Origin of the sequence: Flagellimonas taeanensis (genome assembly GCF_003584105.1) — a bacterium.
Taxonomy (GTDB): Bacteria; Bacteroidota; Bacteroidia; order Flavobacteriales; family Flavobacteriaceae; genus Flagellimonas; species Flagellimonas taeanensis.
In genome coordinates this window covers 163,181-186,071 of sequence record NZ_QXFO01000024.1, presented here as the reverse complement: position 1 = coordinate 186,071, position 22,891 = coordinate 163,181, and the positions used below count along the sequence as shown (strand labels likewise).

22 protein-coding genes are annotated in these 22,891 nt (G+C 46.2%); 15 read left to right on the top strand and 7 right to left on the bottom strand.

The window, feature by feature from the left end:
• Genes D2V93_RS12865 through D2V93_RS12855 form a run of 3 tightly spaced genes read right to left on the bottom strand, consistent with a single transcriptional unit; the run spans position 1 to position 3,366 of the window.
• Complete coding sequence (locus tag D2V93_RS12865) at positions 1-750, bottom strand: Na(+)-translocating NADH-quinone reductase subunit C (RefSeq protein ID WP_072878639.1); 750 nt, start codon at positions 748-750, stop codon at positions 1-3.
• Positions 751-755: 5 nt separating this feature from the next.
• A complete protein-coding gene (locus D2V93_RS12860) occupies positions 756-2,012 on the bottom strand; it encodes an NADH:ubiquinone reductase (Na(+)-transporting) subunit B (protein ID WP_072878638.1) in 1,257 nt (418 codons plus the stop codon).
• A gap of 1 nt (position 2,013) precedes the next feature.
• On the bottom strand, positions 2,014-3,366 hold the full coding sequence (locus D2V93_RS12855; RefSeq protein WP_119617932.1) for a Na(+)-translocating NADH-quinone reductase subunit A: 1,353 nt from the start codon (positions 3,364-3,366) through the stop codon (positions 2,014-2,016).
• Positions 3,367-3,517: 151 nt separating this feature from the next.
• On the opposite strand from D2V93_RS12855, the gene D2V93_RS12850 reads away from it, so the two are divergent.
• The 6 genes from D2V93_RS12850 (at position 3,518) to D2V93_RS18905 (ending at position 9,247) form a co-directional block, all read left to right on the top strand.
• On the top strand, positions 3,518-4,762 hold the full coding sequence (locus D2V93_RS12850; protein WP_119617931.1) for a type IX secretion system plug protein: 1,245 nt from the start codon (positions 3,518-3,520) through the stop codon (positions 4,760-4,762).
• Positions 4,763-4,798: 36 nt separating this feature from the next.
• Entirely contained in the window at positions 4,799-6,049 is a 1,251-nt protein-coding gene (locus D2V93_RS12845) for a DUF3667 domain-containing protein (protein ID WP_119617930.1), read from the top strand.
• A gap of 3 nt (positions 6,050-6,052) precedes the next feature.
• The gene (apaG, locus tag D2V93_RS12840) at positions 6,053-6,439 is read left to right on the top strand and encodes a Co2+/Mg2+ efflux protein ApaG (protein ID WP_072878630.1); all 387 of its coding nucleotides are present in this window, start codon (positions 6,053-6,055) and stop codon (positions 6,437-6,439) included.
• Positions 6,440-6,526: 87 nt separating this feature from the next.
• Complete coding sequence (gene pruA, locus D2V93_RS12835) at positions 6,527-8,155, top strand: L-glutamate gamma-semialdehyde dehydrogenase (RefSeq protein WP_072878628.1); 1,629 nt, start codon at positions 6,527-6,529, stop codon at positions 8,153-8,155.
• A gap of 79 nt (positions 8,156-8,234) precedes the next feature.
• Positions 8,235-8,999 carry a creatininase family protein gene (locus D2V93_RS12830; protein ID WP_119617929.1) on the top strand — a complete coding sequence of 255 codons (765 nt, stop codon included), beginning with the start codon at positions 8,235-8,237 and terminating at the stop codon, positions 8,997-8,999.
• Between the two features lie 125 nt (positions 9,000-9,124).
• Positions 9,125-9,247, top strand: a complete 123-nt coding sequence (locus D2V93_RS18905) for a hypothetical protein (protein WP_256621041.1) — start codon at positions 9,125-9,127, stop codon at positions 9,245-9,247.
• On the opposite strand, the gene rsmG is transcribed toward D2V93_RS18905, so the two are convergent.
• On the bottom strand, positions 9,244-9,885 hold the full coding sequence (gene rsmG, locus D2V93_RS12825; protein ID WP_119617928.1) for a 16S rRNA (guanine(527)-N(7))-methyltransferase RsmG: 642 nt from the start codon (positions 9,883-9,885) through the stop codon (positions 9,244-9,246). The genes D2V93_RS18905 and rsmG overlap by 4 nt on opposite strands.
• Positions 9,886-10,000: 115 nt before the next feature.
• Between rsmG and D2V93_RS12820 the strand changes: the two genes are divergently transcribed.
• Positions 10,001-11,104 (top strand): fatty acid desaturase family protein, encoded by a 1,104-nt coding sequence (locus D2V93_RS12820; protein ID WP_119618012.1) that lies wholly within the window; start codon positions 10,001-10,003, stop codon positions 11,102-11,104.
• 15 nt (positions 11,105-11,119) lie between these two features.
• The gene (locus D2V93_RS12815) at positions 11,120-12,307 is read left to right on the top strand and encodes a pyridoxal phosphate-dependent aminotransferase (protein ID WP_072878620.1); all 1,188 of its coding nucleotides are present in this window, start codon (positions 11,120-11,122) and stop codon (positions 12,305-12,307) included.
• 149 nt (positions 12,308-12,456) lie between these two features.
• Here D2V93_RS12815 and D2V93_RS12810 read toward each other — a convergent pair whose 3' ends face one another.
• Both D2V93_RS12810 and trkA read right to left on the bottom strand, forming a co-directional pair.
• Positions 12,457-13,947 carry a TrkH family potassium uptake protein gene (locus D2V93_RS12810; RefSeq protein ID WP_119617927.1) on the bottom strand — a complete coding sequence of 497 codons (1,491 nt, stop codon included), beginning with the start codon at positions 13,945-13,947 and terminating at the stop codon, positions 12,457-12,459.
• On the bottom strand, positions 13,947-15,296 hold the full coding sequence (gene trkA / locus D2V93_RS12805; protein ID WP_072878616.1) for a Trk system potassium transporter TrkA: 1,350 nt from the start codon (positions 15,294-15,296) through the stop codon (positions 13,947-13,949). The genes D2V93_RS12810 and trkA overlap by 1 nt, the downstream gene beginning before the upstream one ends.
• A 184-nt stretch (positions 15,297-15,480) precedes the next feature.
• On the opposite strand from trkA, the gene ubiE reads away from it, so the two are divergent.
• A complete protein-coding gene (gene ubiE / locus D2V93_RS12800) occupies positions 15,481-16,209 on the top strand; it encodes a bifunctional demethylmenaquinone methyltransferase/2-methoxy-6-polyprenyl-1,4-benzoquinol methylase UbiE (RefSeq protein ID WP_119618011.1) in 729 nt (242 codons plus the stop codon).
• A 4-nt stretch (positions 16,210-16,213) separates the two neighbouring features.
• Positions 16,214-16,912, top strand: coding sequence for a type IX secretion/gliding motility protein PorT/SprT (gene porT, locus D2V93_RS12795; protein WP_108424393.1), 699 nt, complete (start codon positions 16,214-16,216; stop codon positions 16,910-16,912).
• Positions 16,913-16,973: 61 nt separating this feature from the next.
• Here porT and D2V93_RS12790 read toward each other — a convergent pair whose 3' ends face one another.
• Positions 16,974-17,690, bottom strand: a complete 717-nt coding sequence (locus tag D2V93_RS12790; RefSeq protein WP_119617926.1) for a TrmH family RNA methyltransferase — start codon at positions 17,688-17,690, stop codon at positions 16,974-16,976.
• Between the two features lie 24 nt (positions 17,691-17,714).
• Here D2V93_RS12790 and tamL point away from each other — a divergent pair, with 24 nt between their 5' ends.
• The 5 genes from tamL to D2V93_RS12765 all read left to right on the top strand — a co-directional run bounded on the left by tamL (position 17,715) and on the right by D2V93_RS12765 (position 22,888).
• On the top strand, positions 17,715-20,303 hold the full coding sequence (gene tamL, locus D2V93_RS12785) for a translocation and assembly module lipoprotein TamL (protein WP_119617925.1): 2,589 nt from the start codon (positions 17,715-17,717) through the stop codon (positions 20,301-20,303).
• Positions 20,304-20,357: 54 nt separating this feature from the next.
• Positions 20,358-21,425: a class II fructose-bisphosphate aldolase gene (gene fbaA, locus D2V93_RS12780; protein WP_072878589.1), complete on the top strand. Its 1,068-nt coding sequence runs from the start codon at positions 20,358-20,360 to the stop codon at positions 21,423-21,425.
• A 24-nt stretch (positions 21,426-21,449) separates the two neighbouring features.
• A complete protein-coding gene (accD, locus tag D2V93_RS12775; RefSeq protein WP_119617924.1) occupies positions 21,450-22,310 on the top strand; it encodes an acetyl-CoA carboxylase, carboxyltransferase subunit beta in 861 nt (286 codons plus the stop codon).
• 108 nt (positions 22,311-22,418) lie between these two features.
• Positions 22,419-22,688, top strand: a complete 270-nt coding sequence (rpsO, locus tag D2V93_RS12770) for a 30S ribosomal protein S15 (RefSeq protein ID WP_072878584.1) — start codon at positions 22,419-22,421, stop codon at positions 22,686-22,688.
• Between the two features lie 2 nt (positions 22,689-22,690).
• Complete coding sequence (locus tag D2V93_RS12765) at positions 22,691-22,888, top strand: hypothetical protein (RefSeq protein WP_072878582.1); 198 nt, start codon at positions 22,691-22,693, stop codon at positions 22,886-22,888.
• Positions 22,889-22,891: the final 3 nt, after the last annotated feature.

The window sequence follows — 22,891 nt, the reverse complement described above, 5'->3', positions numbered from 1 at the left end:
TTACTTGGTTCTAATAGTTTCTAAATAAGGTTTGTAAAGCTTCAGGCTTTCTTTGATCATGGCGGTCACTCCATTTCCTGTAATGGTGGCCCCTGCCAAAGCATCCACTTGGTTGTCCTCTTTGTCGTTGTTCAAAGGATCGTTGTTTCCTTTGGCAACTGCCACACCTACGTAGCTGTTCCCATCCAAAACGGTTTCCCCTTCAAAATCGTCCATAAAGAAGCGCTGCTTGATATTGGCTCCCAATCCGGGGGTCTCCCCTCTATGGTCAAAGTATACTCCTTGCACCTTCATGTTCGAGTCCACGGACATAAAGCCCCAGATAGCATCCCAAAGTCCTTTGCCGTACATAGGAATGATGTAATATTCCTTACCATCCTTTTCCCCGACAAGCAAGGGCAGTTCGGCACTTTGCCCGTTTTTCACCTTGGCGAGCTCCTTCTGGACATCGATCAAGTAGGCGTTATCTTTTTCCTTTGCTTCGGAACCTACCACGACCAATTGTTTTTTGATATACTTGGCAAATTCGGCTTCCACTTCGGTAGTAGGAATGAAATCAACGCTGCCCTCTCCTTCATTGTTATTGACACCCATGGCATACAGGATGTTCTGCTGCTTTTCAAAACGCACGTTCTCGTCGATCTTTGGTTTAAGACCCGATGCGAAGAAAGCTAGGACAGAACCCACAATGACTACCATGATTACCGCAAAAATTACGGTATAGCTATTTTTTTCTGTGTTGATGGCCATAATACTTAAGCTGTTTCCGTTTTTAATGAATCAACCTCATCCGAAGTTTTTGGATATATGGTGGCTGTCTTCAACCGTTTCAATCTCTTTTTGATGTTGCCCCGTACCACATAGTGGTCAATGGTCGGCGCGAACACGTTCATCAGCAATATCGCCAAGAAAACACCTTCGGGATATCCTGGATTGAACACCCTGATCATTACGGACAGGAGCCCAATGAAGAATCCATAGAACCATTTGCCCCTATTGGTCTGCGATCCGGTCACGGGATCCGTGGCCATGAACACGATACCAAAGGCCAATCCGCCTACCAGCAGGTGTTTCCAGAATTCAAAGCTCATCAATGTGTAGAACTTGCTGTATTCGGGCAACCAACCTGCTTCCACGACACCATTGAAGATCAATCCCATGGTCAAAGCCCCGATGACGGCACTTACCATGATACGCCATGATGCTATTTTTGAAAAAATCAGGAACAAGGCACCTAAAAGGATCAACAACTTGGAGGTTTCCCCAACAGACCCAGGAATGAATCCATAGAACATATCCGAAAGGGTATAGCTAATTTCCGAAGCGTTTCCTTGTGCCAAGAAGCCCAATACGGTCTCCCCGGAAATGGCATCCGCCGTACCGGCCCTATCCACGGCTCCGTGTACCCAAACCTTATCCCCACTCATCCATGTTGGATAGGCAAAGAACAAAAAGGCACGAATGGTCAATGCCGGGTTGAGGATGTTCATCCCCGTACCCCCGAACACTTCTTTTCCAATCACTACACCGAATGCTACGGCAATCGCCAACATCCAAAGTGGGGTGTCAACGGGTACGATCAATGGCACCAACATTCCGGTCACCAAATACCCTTCTTCCACTTCGTGACCTTTGATCACGGCAAACAAGAATTCAATGGCAAGACCCACACCGTAGGACACGATCACCAAAGGAAGTACGGTGACCAATCCCAACCAGAAGTTGTCCCATGTCAAGAAATGCTCAAAAAGGTCAAAATTTTCAGGAAATCCGTTGATGGCCGAGTAATGCTGATATCCCGCATTGAACATACCGAACAACAAACAGGGCACCAAGGCCATGATCACGGTGTTCATGGTACGCTTCAAATCGTCGGCCGCCCGAACGTGTCCGCCACTGTGCGTGGTCTCGTTCGGTGTATAAAGAAAGGTATGCAGGGCGTTGAAGGCTGGCGCCATCTTTTTTCCCTGATACTTTAACTTAAGCTGATGTAATTTTTCTTTCATGCCCATATTATCCAAGTTCTTTTTGCAACAAATCCAAGCCTTCCCTGATTATTTGTTGGTGCGGTTGTTTTGATATGCAGATAAATTCGGTCAACGAGAAATCCTCGGGAGCCACTTCATAAAGTCCCAATTGTTCCATCTCGTCCAAATCCTTCACCATACAGGCCTTTAGCAGCTGAAGAGGATAAATATCCATAGGAAATACCTCTTCGTACTGGCCTGTTACCACAAAAGCCCTATGCTCACCATTGGTATTGGTGTTCAGGTCATATTTCTTTTTGGGCTGTAACCAAGAGAACGTCAAGGCCCTAGTGGTCGAAACTTTATTGAAAATCGGCTTGTTCCATCCAAACAGGTCATAATCATCACCCTCTGGTATAGCGGTAACCGTGTTGTTATAGAATCCCAAATGGCCTTCAGTATGGGTCTTTTTGCCAGTCAACACATCCCCATTGATCAACCTGAACCTATCCTCCTTCACCCCACTGGCATACAAAAAGGTGGAAATTTCGGCACCAATCTTGGTCGTGTAGTATTTAGGGGATTTGATGATGGACCCTGCAAGGGCAATGGTCCTTTCCGCATTGAACTTCCCTGTCAAGAGCAGTTCACCCAGAATCAACAAATCCTGGGGGGATATGGTCCATACCACCTCTCCTTTGTTGACGGGGTCGATCTGGTTGATCTGTGTACCCACCAACCCAGATGGATGGGGCCCTGACACCTTGTGTATCTCAATCCCTTTGATATCCATGAAAGGAGACCTATTGGACCTTCCCACGGACACGTGTATCTTCCCAGGCGTCAACTTGCCCAAGGCAGTGACCGCCACCTGGAGTTCCTGCTCCTTGTCCTTCAGCACATAATCCACATCGGCCGCCAAAGGAGCCGTTGCATAGGCTGAGATAAAGATGGCCTTAGGGGTCACGTCCGGATCGGCAATGACATCGTAGGGGCGCTGCTTTATGAACGGCCAACCGCCACACTGCAATAAAAAGCTCTTGATGGCAGGAGCTTCGGCAGTGTCCAGATCGGGCACTTTGTTGACCACATAATCCTGCGTTTTGTCCGCAAGGATCTTAAGGGTTAAAATCTTTCTCCTTGCACCACGTACAATCTCCACCAATTCACCGCTCACAGGGGAAACAAAGTGCATTTCTTCTTTGTTCTTGTTGTAAAAGAGGGGTTCGCCCGCTTTCACTTCTTCCCCTTGTTTCAACAACATTTTTGGAGTGATTCCGTGGAAATCATCTAGGTTTAGGGCATAAACGTTACTAGTAACGGCTTTGGAAGTAGTCTGCTCTGCTGCCCCGACGAGGTTGATATCCAACCCCTTTCGAATCCGGATGTCTTTAGACATATTGTTGTAGACCTTTTGTTATCAAAATCGGTCGCAAATTTAGTACTTAAAGGATTGTTTTCATAATAATTGTCCATAAAAATGGGATTATATCGAGCTAAATTCCCCAGACCCACTTTTTGTTTAACTTTACCCAAAATTATGGCCCTAAATGCGCTTTTTGATCAAACTATTTTTCCTGCTTTTTTTTGTGCACGGCATTTTTGCCCAAGTGCAGGACGAGGTAAACCCTCCCGAGAACATCAAGACCATCATTTTCAAGGGTCCCACCGAGGATCAGTTCCCGGTTGTACAATTGGGGGAATCCATGACCTTGGAGTTTGATGATCTTACTGCAAGCGAACAGGACTATTATTACACGATCATACACTGCGATTACGATTGGACACCATCCCAATTGTTGAAATCACAATACCTGTCGGGTGCCGACAACCAACGTATCATCGACTACGAAAATAGTTACACAACGTTACAGCCCTACTCCAACTACCGACTGACCATTCCAAACGAGAATGTGGACCTCAAGGTCACGGGCAATTATGTGCTCCAAATCCACAACAGCTATGGGGACCTCCAATTTTCCAGAAGGTTCGTGGTGTACCGCGATGTCGTTACGGTCGCTGGCATGGTCAAACGCTCGAGGGACTTCAACTTTTTGAACGAAAAACAAGTGGTGCAGTTTACCATCAACACGGGAGGCTTTCCGGTGGTGAACCCCAAAAACGAAATAAAGGTGGCCATTCTCCAAAACCATTTTTGGCCCACGGCCCTCTTCAACATAAAGCCCCAGTTTACCATCGGCACGGAACTGGTCTATAAATATGATAAGGAAACCGCTTTCTTTGGGGGCAATGAATTCCTGAATTTTGACACGAAGGACCTTCGCTCCCCCACCTTTGCCATATCAAGGATAGAAATGGGACAGGTCTATAACCACTACCTGTTCACCAACGAATATCGCTATGATAGACCTTACACATACTTCCCTGACATCAATGGCGATTTTGTGGTACGCACCTTGCAGGGCGAGGATGTTTCCAGGGAGGCTGAATATTCCAAGGTACACTTTAGCCTGCCTTACTCCGCCCAAATTGGACTGGACAACGTCTATGTGACGGGGAAGTTCAACAACTACGCCCTAGAGGAGGAAAATAAAATGACCTACAACGACGAAAGTGGCAAGTTTGAACTGACATTGATGATGAAACAGGGTTTTTACAATTTCAGGTATGAGGTGGAACGCCAGGACGGCACTGTGGAACCCAACTTTGTGGGCGGCAATTTCCACTTTACCGAAAACAATTATTTGATTTTGGTCTATTACAGGGATTTTGGCGACATGTATGACAGTATAATAGGTATAGGCTCTGTCAATTCCGCAACTATCAGCAATTAATTATCTTTAGTCCCATAACCCAACCACAAACCACGCATGGAAAAAAAAGGCAGTTTGATCAGCAAAGGCCGGTACGAACTCAGGTTCCGGGGCGTTGAATGCCTGAACTGTGGCCATCCATTGGACATGAGCGACAGGTACTGCCCTAGTTGCTCACAGGCCAACAGCACCAAAAAATTGACCCTGAAGGACTTTTTTGACGAGTTCATGTCCAGCCTGTTCAATTATGATTCCAAGCTGTTCAAAACACTTTCCACACTGCTGTTGAGGCCTGGGAACATCACAAGGGACTACATCAATGGAAAAAGGGTCACCTACACCAACCCCTTTCGTTTTTTATTGAGCTTGGCCTTCATCTATTTTTTGATGTTCACCTTCGACAATCAATTTTCAGACCTCGACAAGGCCGCCAAATCTTTCGACGGGAACATTACAGGGGGTTCTCCCGTTTCCTATAATGTAAAATCAGGCGACGTCGCGGTGGACAGTGTAAAGTTGAAACAACAGGCCGAGAACGTATTGAAATCCCTCGATTCCATGGAACAGTCCAACTCCAATTTCACTTTTGGGCTGAAAAAGTTCGATTCGATACGGAACTCCGACCCCGAAGTAGCACGCTCTTTCAGTATGTTGGATTCGCTTTCCCATTTGAACAACCAAAAACCAAAGGTGAACAAGGATTCGTTGATGGAGGCAAACCCTTCCTATTATTTTGACAGCATCAGCAAGGGAAAGGGCATGGATGCCTTTTCGGACAAAGTGGAGTTTTTTGTGCACATGATCAAAAAGGACACCTTGTTCTCCTTTGACCAAGCCAAAGAGAAGTACACTATTGAAAGTACCATCTCCAACAAAATGGCCTTCAATTCCTCCAATAATTTTTTGACCATCTTACAGCGGCCGAGCATCTTCCTGAAGAATACCATATCCAAGCTGCCGTTCGTCGTTTTCTTCTTCATGCCGCTGTTCACCGTCTTCATTTGGCTGGTGTACATCAGAAAAAAATACACCTACACCGATCATCTTATTTTTAGTTTCCACAATCAGTCATTGTTGTTTATCTTGCTCATCCTTAGCCTGCTGATCGACATGGCTTTCAATATATCGAGTGCATGGTTTTTTGTATTGGTTTTCAGTATTTATCTGTACAAAGCAATGCGCCGGTTTTATGGACAGGGAAGGTTTAAAACTATTGTGAAATATCTCTTTCTGAACACTACATTCATGATATTGGCATTCTTCATGGCGTTGTTGTTGTTCACAGGAAGCGTTTTTATCTATAACTAACATATGTTCACTCAAGTCACCAAAGGGATAAAGGTATCTGTGCAGACCAGTTTTGAGGGTACTTTCTTCAAAAACTATAGGATGCACTATGCTTTCGGGTACACCATTACCATAGAGAACCTAAGCAAGGACACGGTGCAGCTCACCGCAAGGCACTGGGACATTTTTGATGCCCTAAAGGACCTCGAAACGGTGGATGGCGAGGGCGTGATCGGCAGGAAACCCGTCATAAAACCCGGAAAATCCCACACCTATAGCTCAGGTTGCTTGTTGGCATCGCCCATTGGGGCCATGAAGGGCCACTACCACATGGTGAATTTTACCAATGCCGAAGAGTTTGAAGTGGACATCCCCACATTCAAGTTCGCTGCCCCTTTCGCCATAAACTAGGCACCACTTCCTTTCCAAATCGATTTTGCTTTTAGTAACTTTGTTGCCACTGTGTAATAAATATTCTAACAAAAATTAAAAGCAAACATGGGAAAAGGATTTTTTCAAGTTCCAACCGCAATCAACGAGCCGGTAAAAAGTTACGCCCCGGGCAGTCCGGAGCGCGAAGAAGTATTAAAACAGTACGAGGCCTATTACAATGGAAAGGTTGATGTTCCTCTTTATATTGGCAGTGAAGAGATCAAGACCGGAAACACCAGACCCATATCACCTCCACACGAGCACAAGCATATTGTGGGCCACTATCATTTGGCCGAAAAAAAGCATGTGGAACAAGCCATCTCCAACTGCCTGGAAGCCAGAAAGGCTTGGGCAGACCTTACTTGGGAGCAGCGTGCCGCCATCTTCCTGAAGGCTGCCGAACTCATCGCAGGCCCCTACCGTGCCAAGATGAACGCCTCGACCATGCTGGCCCAATCAAAGAACATCTATCAGGCCGAAATTGATTCCGCTTGTGAAATCGTGGACTTCTTGAGGTTCAATGTGGAATACATGTCACAGATCTATTCCGAGCAGCCCGAATCCTCCGAAGGGGTTTGGAACCGTGTGGAATATAGGCCTCTGGAAGGTTTTGTCTATGCCATTACCCCGTTCAACTTTACCGCCATTGCCGGAAACCTTCCGGCCAGTGCCGCAATGATGGGCAACGTAGTGGTTTGGAAGCCCAGCGACAGCCAAGTGTTTTCCGCCAAGGTCATCGTTGACGTATTCAAGGAAGCAGGATTGCCCGATGGGGTCATCAATGTGATCTATGGCGATCCCGTGATGATTTCCGATACCTTGTTGGCCAGTCCTGATTTTGCGGGGATACACTTTACAGGATCCACCCATGTCTTCAAGGAGCTTTGGAAACAGATCGGGAACAACATCCATACCTATAAAACATACCCTAGGATTGTTGGTGAGACCGGAGGAAAGGACTTTATCATAGCCCACCCTACCGCCAAGCCCCAACAAGTGGCCACGGCCATTACCCGCGGTGCCTTTGAGTTCCAAGGACAGAAATGTAGTGCTGCCTCCAGGGTCTATCTGCCCAAATCCACTGCAAACGAGATCTTGGATTTGGTGAAGGCGGATGTGGCGTCTTTCAACAAACCGGGCACTCCGGCCGATATGAGCAATTTTATCACCGCGGTGATCCATGAGGGCTCTTTTGACAAATTGGCCAAATACATTGATCAGGCCAAGGCCGACAAGGATGCCGAAATCATTGTAGGTGGCGGGTACGACAAATCTGTGGGATACTTTGTGGAGCCCACCGTTATTTTGACCACCAATCCAAAGTATGAGACCATGTACACCGAGTTGTTCGGCCCAGTGGTCACCGTGTATATTTATGAGGACAAGGATTGGAGCAAAACATTGGAGCTGGTGGACGGCACATCCGAGTATGGGTTGACCGGGGCCGTGTTGGCCAAAGATCGCTACGCAATCGACGAGGCCACCAGGGCATTGCAGAACGCTGCCGGTAACTTCTACATCAATGACAAGCCCACTGGGGCCGTTGTGGGCCAACAGCCATTTGGCGGTGCAAGGGCATCTGGGACCAACGACAAGGCCGGTTCCATGCAGAACTTGCTTCGTTGGGTTTCCCCTAGGTTGATCAAGGAGACCTTTGTGACCCCTGAAAATTATCGTTACCCATTTTTGGGATAGATTAAAAGCTTATTCATTAAATTCATGGCCATTATTCCAAAAGAATAGTGGCCTTTTTTCATCCTCTAAACGCAACAAAATGCCCAGACCCTATATTTTGGCCGAGACCAATTGGAAACATTTGAAAGACGAATCCTTTGATTTGGTCGTCCTCCCTTGGGGTGCCACTGAAGCCCATAACTATCACCTGCCGTATGCCACGGACACCATTGAAGGCACGGCAATCGCCGAAGAATCCGCACGATTGGCTTGGGACCAAGGTTGCAAGGTTGTAGTGTTGCCCACTATTCCATTTGGAGTAAATACGGGGCAATCCGATATCTATCTGGATATGAATCTGAACCCCAGCACCCAATTTGCCATTTTGAAGGATATATTGACCGTTTTGGACAGACAAGGAATCCATAAATTCATGATCCTCAACAGTCATGGCGGCAACAATTGGGAAGCACTGGTACGGGAATTGGGACTGCTCTTCCCCAAAATGTTCATCTGTGTGACCAATTGGTTCAAAATAGTGGGAAAAAAGGACATCTTTGAAAATCCCGGTGACCATGCCGATGAAATGGAAACCAGTCTCATTCTTCATTTGACGCCAGAATTAGTACTCCCCAAAGAAGATTGGGGGGATGGAAAAGAATTCAAAAATAAGATCAAAGCCTTTTCCGAAGGATGGGCCTGGACGGAGCGACCATGGTCCAAGATCAGTGCGGATACAGGTGTTGGTGATCCATCCAAAGCAACAGCAGAAAAGGGAAAGTTGTTTTTTGAGGCCGTTTGCTCAAAAATGGCAAAACTGTTCGTCGATATTGCCGATGCGGACACGGAAAACCTATATGAATGATAGCCCAATGAGCGTTATTCCACTATAAAACATCAACTTATCCATAATTTAAATGTAAAATTAACGTTAAGTAATTGTTATCCAAATGTAACTTTATTAACTTAACACCTTTAAATCATTTAGATATGAAAGAACGAATCAATGCATGGGGAAATTTGATGATCAAGAAATACGACCGTTTTTGGCAATATGCCAAGGACTATTCAAGAAAGTGCAAACGGGTCTATGAACGGATGTACAGCATCTAGTGACTTCCCTTGAATTTTTGTGGTAGATAGACCACCTTCTTGGTCTCAAAAAAATCCTCTTCAAAATACTCCTTCAAATCAAAGGTTTGAATGGTGGTATAATCCTTTAGCTCCTCAGTAAGGTCTCCGCCTTTGAGGTAAAGTATGCCATTTTTTCGCTCGTGCGATGAATCCTTTTTGATCTTGCCCTTCGTCCAATGCACAAAAGTGGGCATTGCGGCCACGGCCCTACTTACGATAAAATCATATTGGCCGGGCAGATCTTCGACCCTGGTGTGGATAGCAGTAACGTTCTGGAGTTTCAGCCCATCCACCACTTCCTGCACCACTTTCACCTTTTTCCCGATAGCATCCACCAAAGTGAACTCCACATTGGGAAATAAAATGGCCAGCGGAATCCCAGGAAATCCTCCCCCGGTCCCTACATCCAATATCTGACTGCCCTCATTGAAGGTCTGGATACGTGCAATACCCAAAGAATGGAGTACATGGCGAAGGTACAGCTCGTCAATGTCTTTCCGGGAAACCACATTGATCTTGGTGTTCCAGTCCTTGTACAAAAATTCCAACTCCTTGAAATGCTCCTTTTGTAAATCGGTGAGCGTCGTAAAATATTTGAAAACCAGGTCCGCATTCATATCCCAACTGTTAATTTCAACAAAATTAATACTTTTAAAGACCTTAACACCGTTCTAACAGGTAGTTGTTGATCTTATACGGTCAATAATGGTTACCTTTGTAAAAATTTTTTTTATGGATAAGAATACCGTCCGGTTTTCAAGAAAGGATTCAGCACAGTTTTTTAGGACACTGAACAAAAGAGTGAACGAATACTTCAATGAAAATGATCTCAAAAAAACCGGAAACTGGAAACTTCACCTCAAGACCATAGTGATGTTTGCCGTTTTTTTGACACCCTACTTTTTAATGTTGACCTTGAACCTGCCTTTTTGGGGCTATCTTTTACTTTCCATCACCATGGGAGTGGGCATGGCCGGTGTGGGCATGAACGTAATGCACGATGGCAACCACGGCTCCTATTCCAACAAGAAATGGGTGAACAAGCTGATGGGAAGCAGCATCTATATCTTGGCGGGCAATGTGTACAACTGGCAAGTACAGCATAACGTCCTCCATCACACCTACACCAACATCCATGAACACGATGAGGATATGGAAGCGGGTAGGATCCTAAGGTTCTCCAAGCATGCAGAATGGAGGAAACACCATAAGTTCCAACATTACTATTCTATCCTGCTGTATGGATTATTGACCTTCAATTGGGCCATCACCACGGATTTCCAGCAGATGTACCGCTATATGAAGCGCAAACTAAGCTACGGCAAACTTCCAAACCCCGTGATCAACTGGAGCACACTGGTCATTACCAAAGTAATCTACATCACTATTTGGATTGTCCTTCCATTGATTTTTGCCGATATTGCTTGGTGGCAAGTGCTTCTTGGGTTTTTCATCATGCACTATGTGGCCGGTGTTATCCTGAGTGTGGTATTCCAATTGGCACACATTGTGGACCATGCGGACACCCCTCTCCCCGATGAGGAGGGCAATATGAAGAACACCTGGGCCATCCACCAACTGTTCACCACTGTAAATTTTGGCACAAAGAACAAGATAGTGAATTGGTTCACGGGAGGATTGAACCATCAAGTGGAGCATCACATATTCCCGAACATCAGCCATATCCACTACACAAAAATTTCCAAAATTGTGAAACAGACGGCCAAGGAGTTTAATTTACCCTACAACGAATATAAAACTACCAGAAAAGCTATAATTTCGCACTTCAAACATTTGAAGGAACTGGGCAAAAACCCGTCACTTCAATACCAGTAAAAACTAGCATATCACATGAGCAACCATCTATCTGACAGGATCCAGAACATGTCCACGTCAGCAACTTTGGCCATGGCGGCCAAGGCCAGGGAGTTACGAAATGAAGGCAAGGATATCATAGGGTTGAGCTTGGGAGAGCCCGACTTCAATATCCCCGATTTCATAAAAGAGGCGGCTAAACAGGCCATTGATGAAAATTATAGCAGCTACACCCCAGTGGATGGGTATCCCGAGCTAAAGAAGGCCATCACCCTCAAATTCAAAAGGGACAATGGACTGGACTACGGACCCAACCAGATCGTGGTTTCCACAGGGGCAAAACAATCCCTCTACAATGTGGCCATGGTAGTATTGAACCCAGGCGACGAGGTGATCCTACCTGCCCCCTATTGGGTAAGCTACAGCGATATCGTGAAATTGGCAGAAGGTGTCCCCGTTGAAGTACCGACAGGGATCGAGACCGATTTCAAAATGACCCCACAGCAATTGGAGGCTGCCATTACCCCAAAGACCCGTATGTTTTGGTTCAGCTCCCCTTGTAACCCCAGTGGTTCAGTGTACAGCAAAGCTGAGTTGGAAGGTTTGGCCGAGGTCTTGAAAAAATACCCGGACATCTATGTGGTCTCCGATGAAATTTACGAACACATCAATTTCACCAAAGGAGGACACGTAAGCATTGCCGGAATCGATGGAATGTATGACAGAACAGTGACCGTGAACGGTGTTTCCAAAGCCTTTGCGATGACCGGATGGCGAATTGGATATATTGGAGCCCCAGAATGGATTGCCAAGGGCTGCAACAAACTTCAGGGACAGGTGACCAGCGGGGCCAATTCCATTGCGCAACGTGCCGTGATCACCGCTTTGGAAGCGCCAGTGAGCAAAATCCAGTACATGATCGACGAGTTCCACAAGAGAAGAGATCTTGTCCTCGAATTGTTGGGTGAAATCGATGGGTTCAAACTCAATGTACCCGAAGGTGCTTTCTATGTGTTCCCCGATATTTCCGCATTCTTCGGAAAAACATTGAAAGGGACCACCATCAACAGTGCCGAGGATTTTGCATTGTATCTGTTGGAACACGCCAATGTGGCCACGGTAACGGGTGAAGCATTCGGAAACCCCAACTGCATCCGTATTTCCTATGCAGCTTCAGAAAAAGAATTAAGGGAAGCCATTGCCCGTATCAAGGCCGTGGTGTAATTATAGGGATTCATGCTGAACTCGGTTCAGCATCCCATCCTTTTGGAAACATTGAAATCAAATCCTGAAAACCGGTCCAGGAGAACAAAAATTTCAATCAAAGCTATTCTTAGCACAAAAACCTCTTGACAACCTCAAGAGGTTTTTTATTACGTCTTTTTCCAGAAATATGGGGTAAGAACAATGAGTACGGTGAACAATTCGAGACGTCCCAACAACATCAAAAAGCCGCACCACCATTTTCCTGCCGGGGGAAGGCTGTTGTAATTGCTCACAGGGTTCAGTTCGCCAAACGCAGGACCCACATTGCCCAACGAAGAGGCGGCACCCCCAACAGCGGAGATAAAGTCAAGGCCCAAGAATCCGAGCACCAAGGAGCCTATGATGAAAAGCAACATGTACAGCACAAAGAAGGCGATCACATTGTACACGATATGCTCGGTCACTGTCTTTTCATTGTAACGGACAGGAATGATCGCATTGGGGTGCAGGGTCCGTTTGAACTCCAAAATACCATTTTTGATGATGATCAGGTGGCGCATCACCTTGATGCCCCCTGCCGTAGATCCTGCCGAGCCTCCCAGGAACATCAACCCAAAAAAGAAAACGGTCAAAAAAGGTGTCCATGCCGTAAAATCAGCAGACACAAAACCTGTTGTCGTGATGACCGAGACCACTTGAAAAAGGGCATGCCTAAAGGCACTTTCCGCCTCGCCCCACACCATGGGATGGTATTCAGAAACGCCAATATCTGCTTTGAAATAGACACCCAATGCAGCCAAAACACTAAAAATCAATATAAACCATAGGTAATACTTGAATTCCTCGTCCCGGAGTACTCGTTGCACTTTTCCGGTCAAGGCGAAATAGCTGAGGACGAAATTGCTCCCTGCCAAGAACATAAAAAGAATGGTGATGTACTGTATGATGGGTTGGTGGTTCCAGTAGGCCAAACTTGCATTTTTGGTGGAAAACCCACCCGTGGACATGGTCGCCAAAGAATGGTTGATCGCATCAAAAAAGGTCATCCCTGCCAGCTTCAGCAACAAGGTCTCCAATACGGTATAACCGAAATAGATAAGCCAAAGTCGTTTGGCCGTGTCCGTTATCCTAGGGTGCAATTTGTCCCCACCAGGACCAGGGGCCTCTGCCGCGAACAACTGCATGCCCCCTATACCCAACAATGGCAATATGGCAATGGCCAGCACAATGATCCCCATTCCGCCGATCCAATGGGTAAGGCTCCGCCAAAGCAAAATTCCCTCGGGGAGTACTTCAATATCGTCCAAAATGGAGGCACCTGTTGTGGTGTAGCCGGAAATGGTCTCAAAAAAGGCATCGGTTATGGAAGGAATGGACCCCGAAAAAAGATAGGGCAACATCCCTGAAATGGACATCACGATCCATCCGAAGGTCACCACAATATAGCCTTCTTTTCGCTTGACCTCCTTTTTATGCCCTCGGGTATAAAACATGGCCATGATCCCAAAAAGCATCGTGACAATGGCAGCAAGGGAAATGTCCAGAGTGGCACCATCCTTATATATGGCACTGGTAAAAGCGGCCAAAAGCATGAAAGAGCCGTTACAAAGGAGCAAAAGCCCCATAATGTGGATAATGATTCGTGTATTGAGCCTCATTATAGGAACAGCTTTTCTATCTTGGGAATGGCCTTGGGTAGGCAACAGACCACCACTTTGTCCCCTTGGGCTATCCTAAAATCGCCCAGGGCAATGATGCCCTCTCCATTCCGAATTACCCCTCCTATGCTCGCCTCGCGTGGAAAGTTCAGTTCTTTGATGATCTCTCCGTTTACCAATGAGGTAGCTTTTACCTCAAACTCCAATATTTCCGCATTGAGGTTGTTGAGGCGGGTCAATGCCAACACTTCGCCTTTTCGAATGTATCGGAATATGCTATTGGCGGCCAACAGTTTTTTATTGATGAGCGTATCCACACCAATGGAATGCGACAACTGGAAATAATCCATGTTCTCCACCAAGGCGATGGTCTTTTTTATCTTTTTGTTCTTGGCCACAAGACAGGACATGATGTTGGTCTCCGAATTTCCTGTGACGGCTATGAAGGCATCCATAGACTCGAGGCTCTCCTCTTCCAAAAGCTCCACATTCCTCCCATCCCCGTTGATGACCAGCGCATGGGGAAGTTCATCGGCAATATCGAACGCTTTTTCTTTGTTCTTCTCTATCAGTTTGACATTGAATTTTTTACTGCATAGGTCCCGTGCGGTCTTGAAACCGACCTTGCTCCCACCAAGGATCATCACGTTCTTGATCTCTTGCTTCTGCATCCCTGTGAGTTTGTACAATTCCTCCACCCCTTTGTCCGAAGTGATGAAATAGACCTGATCCCCTTCCTTGAACACAGTATCCCCACGTGGAATGAGGGTGAATTGGGTACCCATACGCTGCAAAGCAATGGGCATAAAATGCAATTCCGGGAAAATACGGGCAGCCTCCTTGACCATTTTGCCCACAAAGGGTGCGGTCTTGGGCAGGATCACGCCGAACATGGTCAACAGACCTCCTTCAAATTCGTAGGTATCGTTAAAAGCCGATTGGTTCAGCATCAACTGTATTTCCATAGCGGCAAGCCGTTCCGGGGAGATGAGCTCATCGATCCCCAACTCTTCAAACTTTAGGATATCCCGATTGTCCATAAATTCCGTGTTGGATATCCGGGCCATGGTCCTTTTACAACCTAGTTGTTTTGCCAATAGGCAAAGGGTGAGGTTCGTGGTTTCGGAGGCCGTGACCCCGATCACCAAATCCGAACCATCCACATCGGCATCCTGCAACACCTGAATGGAAGTGGCATCCCCCTTCAGGACGCGTATGTCCAAATGGTTGTCCGCGTAGGACAGCTTCTCCTTGTCCGTGTCGATCAAAGTAATATCTTGGGCTTCATAGGACAATAGTTTTGCCAAATGAAAGCCTACCTCACCAGCTCCAGCAATAATGATCTTCATTGATTAGAATAAGAGTGTTTCCAAATAATTTCAACTTGTACGCCACAAAATGGTGATCGAAGTCTAAATGACATACTATTAACATAATACGGAAAAGGTTCCGCTATTCCTCGGCAAAATTACACAAATATTTTTGTCTTCCTCCCAGATGCCTAAGTTGTATATTTGCCAGCAAATGGAAGCCATGTCAGAAAAAGTGACCCCCTATAAAGAATCCGGTCTGGGAAAAAAGGAGCAAGTAAGGCAAATGTTCGATAACATTTCCGAAGATTATGATGGACTCAACAGGGTGATTTCATTTGGCACCGATATCAAATGGCGCAAGCGCATTGTCTCCTATTTAAGGGAAAAATCCCCAAAGACCATTCTGGACATTGCAACCGGGACAGGCGACCTTGCCATAGCCTTGGCCCCAACAGGTGCCGAGAAAATCATTGGTCTGGACCTCTCCCCCGGGATGCTGGAAGTGGGAAAGGAAAAGGTTTCGAGAAAAAAACTACAGGATACCATTGAAATGGTAGTGGGCGATAGCGAGAACCTTCCTTTTGAGGACAATTCCTTTGATGCCGTGACGGTGGCCTTCGGGGTCCGGAACTTTGAAAACCTCGAAAAAGGACTGGAAGAAATACGAAGGGTCCTGAAAAAAGGGGGAAATCTGGTGATCTTGGAGACCTCGGTCCCTACCAAGACCCCGTTCAAGCAAGGATACCGCATCTATACCAAATACATTATGCCTACCATTGGCAAGATCTTTTCCAAAGACCGTTCGGCCTACACTTATCTGAGCGAATCGGCCTCGGTTTTCCCACATGGGGAGGCCTTCAACAATATTTTGGCCAAAATTGGGTTTATAGGAATAGAGAACAAACCCCAGACATTGGGAGTAGCCTCCATCTATGTCGCCACAAAATAGTTTGATGAAAAATGTCCTTATCCTGTTTGGACTGCTGATCCTCGCAAGTCCAAAATCCAACGCGCAATTTGGGGAAGACCCCATTCTCAACCTTCAGAACGAGGACAAGAGATTTTTGAACTGGGGGTATTATCTGGGTTTTAACCAATATGACTTTCAGTTCGAGTACAAGGACGATGTGGGCCGAGATGTCTTGGTCGACAAGAGTTTTGGGTTCAATGTGGGTTTGATCGGTGAGCTGCGCATCAACGAATTTTTGGACGCCCGCTTTGAGCCAGGACTTCTTTATACCGCACGTACCCTAGGTTTCCCTGGTTTCACCAGCCAGGCCGATGCCATCCGCGAAGTACGCTCTACCTACATTCGGTTTCCTCTTTTACTCAAGGCCAGTACCAAAAGGATCGGCAATTGGAAACCCTTTATCGTAGGCGGTGTCTACACATCGATGAACCTTGGGAGCAAAGAAGATAGTTTGGACGACAACAGCAGTGGTGAGTTCCGTATGAAGAAGAACGTCTATGGGTACGAATTGGGTTTCGGCATCGATTTTTACACGGAATATTTCAAGTTTTCACCCTCCATCAGGGGCGTTTTTGCCCTTACGGACGAACTTGTCCCCGACAACGACCCCAACAGTCCATGGACGGGCAACATCAATGCCATGCGAACGCGGGGCATCTTTATCAATTTCACCTTTGAATAAACTAAATCATTGAATATTTAGACTTCTGTAAGTCCAAGAATCCAACCATCTAAAAATCCAACTACCTCCTTATTTCGTTGAGAAGAATCGCCGTAGCCGTGGCCACATTCAAGCTTTCGGCGGTCTCTGCCCCAAACTGCGGAATGGAAATCCGCTCCGTGACCCATGCACCCACCTCATCGGAAATGCCATTGGCCTCATTGCCCATCACCAAAATGCCTTTGGCAGGAAGCTCTCTTCCATACACCGGTTCGCCATCCATAAAAGCACCAAAAATGGGTTGTTCGGCATTTTTCAAAAATTCGGGGAGAGGTGCATAAACTATGTTTACCCTTGCTATGGACCCCATAGTGGCCTGCAGCACCTTTGGGTTATAACAATCCACAGTGTCCATGGAGCAGACCAATTCCCGAATCCCGAACCAATCGCACAACCGTATGATGGTCCCCAGATTGCCCGGATCGCGCACGGCATCCAAGGCCACCACCCAATCCGACACTTCTGTTTTCAGGGGCTTGGGCATATAAAAAACCCCCAATACCCCATTGGGCTGCTTCAAACTGCTCATCTGTTTGAGAATGGCTCCAGAAACAAGTTCCGTTTCTCCCAATCCACTCCCTTTCCATGTCCCATCAACAAAAATCTTCAATGGCTCCACACCCGCTTGTAACAACTCTTTCACTAACTTTTCCCCTTCCACTACGAATAGGGCGTGTTGAGTTCGGTACTTTTTTTGCTTTAGGTTTACAACTAGTTTAATTTGGTTTTTTGTAACCATCTAAATCGTGTATTTTTGGCGTCTATGAGGGGTTCTTTAGGTCTAATGGGCAACTGGGCAAAAATAGGACTATTGTTGCTTATGTTGAGTACGATGGGTTGCAATACGCTCAAAAAGGTGGGGGAAGATGAATTATTGCTTACCAAGAACTCCATTTATGTCAACGAGGAAAAAGTCTCCACGAGTGAAATCAAGGGCCTGATCTCCCAAAAACCCAACAGCAGTGTCCTCGGCTATCCCCTTCGCCTGAACCTGTACAACCTTGCCAAGGAAAATCCTGATTCTTCATTCCAAGACTGGTTGCACAGAAAGGAAAAAAGGGAAAAACGCCTGAACAATCTCCTTTCCCAAAAGCAGGTGAGCCGATTGCAGGAATCCTTCATCGTAAAAGGTGCCAGTGAATTTCTGGAACGGGTAGGCGAGCCACCCGTGGTAATCGACACTTCGCTTACCCGAAAGTCCGTCGAGCGGTTGGAGGCCTACTACAACAGTAAAGGGTATTTCAACAACAATGGTTCCTACGAGATCGTGGAGGGCAAAAGAAAGAAAAGGGCCGAAGTGGAATACAACATCAACCTGAACAAACCCTACATCATCGATACCGTTCAGAAAAACATCACTTCGCCAGAGCTGGACTCCATCTACACTCTCTCTGCCAGACGGAGTTTCGTAAAGCAAGGCGAACAGTTCGACCTGGACAATTTCACTTTGGAGCGGGAACGGCTGACCACCCTTTTCAGGAATTCGGGAGTCTATAACTTTCAAGAAAGTTCCATCAACTATGATATTTTAAGGGACACCATAAAAAATGCCGATGACCAACTCATGGATGTCCAACTGAACATCAAAAAATTCAGGAGCACCACGGACAGTTCCGATACCAATGCACCCTATAGGATAGCCCGCCTCAAAAAAATCAACATCTATGCGGATTACGCCATAAACGGTGACTCGGATTCCCTAAAAACACTGGAATACGACAATTACACCATCCATTACCATGACAAGCTCAGGTACAGGCCCAAGGCGCTCACCGATGCCATTTTCTTTCAAAAGGACAGTATCTATAGGGATTTGGACCGGATAAGGACGTACAGGCAGATCACCAACCTGAACACCTTTAAATATCCCAACATAGAGTTCATTGCAGATTCCACCCAAACGGAATTGATCTCCAATATCTATTTGGCGGCGAAGCCCAAATTTTCGTTGAACCTGAATTTTGACGTCACCCATTCCAATATCCAACAGGTGGGAACAGCTTTCAGTACGTCGGTGATCACCCGTAATGTATTCGGGGGGGCGGAGACCTTGAACATTTCGGCAAGGGGATCTATCGGGCTTTTAAGCGATGCGTCGCTCTCCAACGAGACCTTCACTTCGGAACTTGGTGGGGACATCAACATTACCTTTCCCAGAATCTGGTTCCCTTTCAATACGGAAAGTATAATTCCCGGCTACATGCTGCCCCAGAGCAGGTTATTGGCGGGTACCAACTTCCAGCGGAACATAGGATTGGACAAGCAGTCGCTCAATTCCATACTATCCTACAACTGGTCGCCCACGGATAGGCTCAAGAACAATATTGAACTATTGAACGTCGAATTTGTGCGCAATGTGAACCCGGACAACTTTTATAACGTGTACCGGAACACTTTTTCAAACCTCGACAACATTGCGGACGATTTTCAAAACGACCCCCAATTTGCATCGTTCTATGAAACAGTGGACAATACCACTGATTCACTCCGTCTGAACATACCCGAAGGTGCCAACGAATTTGTCCGGGCAGTGCTCAACAACGAGGTTCCTGTCACCGAGGACCAATTGGACGAGGTGAACAGCATTGCGGAACGAAGAAGACGATTGACGGACAACAACCTCATTTTTGCCAGTAACTTCACCCATACCAAGAACAGCAAATCGGGCATCAACGACAATGATTTTTACCAATACCGTATAAAATTGGAAAGTGCAGGGAATGTCCTCTCGCTCATGTCAAATATTGTCCCCTACAATAAAAATGACAATGGACAGCTTTTGGTGTTCGGGGTTCCTTTTTCCCAATACATCAAGTCAGAACTCGACTACATACGACATTGGGAAATAGGTGATTCACAGGTGATCGCATTCAGGAGCTTCTTCGGAATGGCCGTACCCTACGGAAATTCGGACAACATCCCCTTTGTGAGGAGTTATTTTGCTGGGGGTTCCAACGACAACAGAGCTTGGAACGCCTACGAACTGGGACCCGGAAAGACGAGCAACATCAACGATTTCAATGAGGCCAACCTGAAACTGGCCTTCAATGTAGAATACCGCTTCCCCATAGCAGGGGACGTAAAAGGGGCCCTTTTTGCAGATGCAGGGAACATCTGGAACGTTTTTGACAACGAAAGCAACCCCGATGCCATATTCCAGGGAATTTCCTCTTTGGGCGACATTGCCCTTGGTACAGGTCTGGGACTCCGATATGACTTCACTTACTTTGTATTCCGGTTGGATGTCGGGTTCAAGACCTACAATCCTGCAAGAGTGGGAGCCGATCGTTGGTTCAATGAATACAACATCAGGAATGCGGTCCTCAATATCGGGATCAATTATCCTTTCTAGAGGAAATAATTTATTACTTTTGTTCCCTATTTTAACTCGAAACCATCTAAAACTATGTCCCATAATATTAAACCGGGCGTTGCTACCGGTGATGAAGTTCAGGCAATTTTCAAACATGCAAAGGAAAACGGCTACGCATTACCAGCCGTAAACGTAATTGGATCTGATACGATCAATGCGGTGATGGAGACCGCCGCAACACTGAACTCTCCGGTCATCATTCAGTTTTCCAATGGAGGAGCACAGTTCAATGCCGGTAAGGGACTTTCCAATGATGGCCAAAAAGCGGCCATACTTGGGGGAATAGCAGGTGCCAAGCACGTACACCAATTGGCGGAAGCCTATGGGGCAACGGTGATTCTCCACACCGACCACTGTGCCAAAAAATTGTTGCCCTGGATCGATGGGCTTTTGGATGCCAGCGAAGAACATTTCAAGGCCACAGGGAAACCTTTGTACAGTTCTCACATGATCGATCTTTCCGAAGAACCTTTGGAAGAGAACATCGAACTCTGTAAGGAATACTTGAAGCGAATGAGCAAAATGGACATGACCTTGGAAATCGAATTGGGTATCACCGGCGGCGAAGAAGACGGGGTGGACAATTCCGATGTTGACGATTCCAAACTCTATACCCAGCCCGAAGAAGTGGCCTATGCCTATGAAGAACTTTCAAAAATCAGCCATAGGTTCACCATAGCAGCTGCTTTCGGTAACGTTCACGGGGTCTACAAGCCCGGAAACGTAAAGCTGACCCCAAAAATTCTGAGAAACTCCCAAGAATACATTTCAGAAAAATATGGTGTGGAACATAACCATATCGATTTTGTTTTTCATGGAGGATCAGGTTCCACTTTGGAAGAGATCAGGGAAGCTATCGGATACGGTGTCATTAAAATGAACATCGACACTGACCTTCAATATGCCTTTTTGGAAGGTGTGAGGGATTATGTACAGAACAAATCCGCCTATCTTCAGGCACAGATCGGGAATCCCGAAGGGGATGACCAACCCAATAAAAAATACTACGACCCAAGGGTTTGGTTGAGGGAAGGTGAAAAAACCTTCATTGCCCGCCTCAAGAAAGCTTTTGAAGACCTGAACAACGTGAACACGCTATAGGTCATCTAACTAAATATTGATTACATGTCGTCTTGGTTTAAAAGAAAGGAAAAAGGAATACAGACCTTAACAGAGGAAAAAAAGGACACCCCAAAGGGACTATGGTATAAATCCCCCACAGGTAAAATTGTTGAATCTGAAGACCTTGCCAAAAATTTCTATGTAAGTCCCGAGGATGACTACCACGTTAGGATCGGCAGCAAAGAATATTTCGAGATTCTTTTTGATGACAACAAGTTCAAGGAACTGGATGCCAACCTAAGATCCAAAGACCCCTTGAAATTTGTAGACACCAAAAAATATTCCGAACGCCTGAAGGCCGCGGAGCAAAAGACCGGTCTGAAAGATGCCGTGAGGAGTGCCGTGGGCAAGTCGATGGGAAAGGAACTCGTGGTTTCCTGTATGGATTTCGCCTTTATCGGGGGCTCCATGGGCAGCGTGGTTGGGGAAAAGATCTCCCGCGCCATTGATGTGGCCATGAAGAAAAAGATTCCGTTCCTGATGATTTCCAAATCCGGGGGTGCCCGTATGATGGAAGCTGCGCTTTCCCTTATGCAGTTGGCAAAGACATCCGCCAAATTGGCCCAGTTGGCCGAGGCGAAGATACCTTACATCTCCTTGTGCACAGATCCCACTACGGGTGGGACCACCGCATCTTATGCGATGCTAGGGGACATCAACATCTCCGAGCCCGGTGCCTTGATCGGATTTGCAGGACCAAGGGTCGTCAAGGATACCACAGGAAAAGACCTTCCGGATGGTTTCCAGACCGCAGAATTTCTCAAGGAACATGGATTTTTGGATTTCATCACCCATCGCAGGGACTTGAAAAAGAACATCAACCTGTATATTGATTTGATCACCAATCAACCCATCAGGTCGTAAAAGGGGCCATTTGCCTCCCATTAAAATTTCATAGTCCAAAAAAAGAACTATCTTTGCGCGCTGATCGAAGGTCGATCGATACATAAAAATCATTTAAATAATATTGGAATGTATTTAACCAAAGAAGTAAAAGCCGACATTTTCAAGAAACACGGCGGCTCTGAGAGCAACACCGGTTCTACGGAAGGGCAGATTGCACTGTTCACACACCGTATTAACCACTTGACAGGACACCTTAAAAGGAACCACAAGGATTATAACACCGAGCGTTCCTTGGTAAGACTGGTAGGTAAAAGACGTAGTCTTTTGGACTATCTGAAGAAAAAAGATATTGAAAAGTACCGTACCCTTATCAAAGAGTTGGGTATCAGAAAATAAAAATGGAAGGGGAGGCCTTGGCTTCCCCTTTTTATTTTATTGGATTTGTTCCAATTTTAAAAAGTCCCGGTCCAAAAATCGGGCAAACACAAAAAGCTGCTTATAGTTTTTCATTGGTCAGTGCCCTTGGCACACAACAACAACACAACCCGATCGCCCGGACGGCGGTAGACCAAATGTTTAACGACCCAGATCATTAGGAT

Excerpts from the sequence above, each read along its gene's own strand:
- D2V93_RS12865 (WP_072878639.1), bottom strand. The coding sequence starts at position 750 with ATGGCCATCAACACAGAAAAAAATAGCTATACCGTAATTTTTGCGGTA.
- D2V93_RS12860 (WP_072878638.1), bottom strand. The coding sequence starts at position 2,012 with ATGGGCATGAAAGAAAAATTACATCAGCTTAAGTTAAAGTATCAGGGA.
- D2V93_RS12855 (WP_119617932.1), bottom strand. The coding sequence starts at position 3,366 with ATGTCTAAAGACATCCGGATTCGAAAGGGGTTGGATATCAACCTCGTC.
- D2V93_RS12850 (WP_119617931.1), top strand. The coding sequence starts at position 3,518 with ATGCGCTTTTTGATCAAACTATTTTTCCTGCTTTTTTTTGTGCACGGC.
- D2V93_RS12845 (WP_119617930.1), top strand. The coding sequence starts at position 4,799 with ATGGAAAAAAAAGGCAGTTTGATCAGCAAAGGCCGGTACGAACTCAGG.
- apaG (WP_072878630.1), top strand. The coding sequence starts at position 6,053 with ATGTTCACTCAAGTCACCAAAGGGATAAAGGTATCTGTGCAGACCAGT.
- pruA (WP_072878628.1), top strand. The coding sequence starts at position 6,527 with ATGGGAAAAGGATTTTTTCAAGTTCCAACCGCAATCAACGAGCCGGTA.
- D2V93_RS12830 (WP_119617929.1), top strand. The coding sequence starts at position 8,235 with ATGCCCAGACCCTATATTTTGGCCGAGACCAATTGGAAACATTTGAAA.
- D2V93_RS18905 (WP_256621041.1), top strand. The coding sequence starts at position 9,125 with ATGAAAGAACGAATCAATGCATGGGGAAATTTGATGATCAAGAAATAC.
- rsmG (WP_119617928.1), bottom strand. The coding sequence starts at position 9,885 with ATGAATGCGGACCTGGTTTTCAAATATTTTACGACGCTCACCGATTTA.
- D2V93_RS12820 (WP_119618012.1), top strand. The coding sequence starts at position 10,001 with ATGGATAAGAATACCGTCCGGTTTTCAAGAAAGGATTCAGCACAGTTT.
- D2V93_RS12815 (WP_072878620.1), top strand. The coding sequence starts at position 11,120 with ATGAGCAACCATCTATCTGACAGGATCCAGAACATGTCCACGTCAGCA.
- D2V93_RS12810 (WP_119617927.1), bottom strand. The coding sequence starts at position 13,947 with ATGAGGCTCAATACACGAATCATTATCCACATTATGGGGCTTTTGCTC.
- trkA (WP_072878616.1), bottom strand. The coding sequence starts at position 15,296 with ATGAAGATCATTATTGCTGGAGCTGGTGAGGTAGGCTTTCATTTGGCA.
- ubiE (WP_119618011.1), top strand. The coding sequence starts at position 15,481 with ATGTCAGAAAAAGTGACCCCCTATAAAGAATCCGGTCTGGGAAAAAAG.
- porT (WP_108424393.1), top strand. The coding sequence starts at position 16,214 with ATGAAAAATGTCCTTATCCTGTTTGGACTGCTGATCCTCGCAAGTCCA.
- D2V93_RS12790 (WP_119617926.1), bottom strand. The coding sequence starts at position 17,690 with ATGGTTACAAAAAACCAAATTAAACTAGTTGTAAACCTAAAGCAAAAA.
- tamL (WP_119617925.1), top strand. The coding sequence starts at position 17,715 with ATGAGGGGTTCTTTAGGTCTAATGGGCAACTGGGCAAAAATAGGACTA.
- fbaA (WP_072878589.1), top strand. The coding sequence starts at position 20,358 with ATGTCCCATAATATTAAACCGGGCGTTGCTACCGGTGATGAAGTTCAG.
- accD (WP_119617924.1), top strand. The coding sequence starts at position 21,450 with ATGTCGTCTTGGTTTAAAAGAAAGGAAAAAGGAATACAGACCTTAACA.
- rpsO (WP_072878584.1), top strand. The coding sequence starts at position 22,419 with ATGTATTTAACCAAAGAAGTAAAAGCCGACATTTTCAAGAAACACGGC.
- D2V93_RS12765 (WP_072878582.1), top strand. The coding sequence starts at position 22,691 with ATGGAAGGGGAGGCCTTGGCTTCCCCTTTTTATTTTATTGGATTTGTT.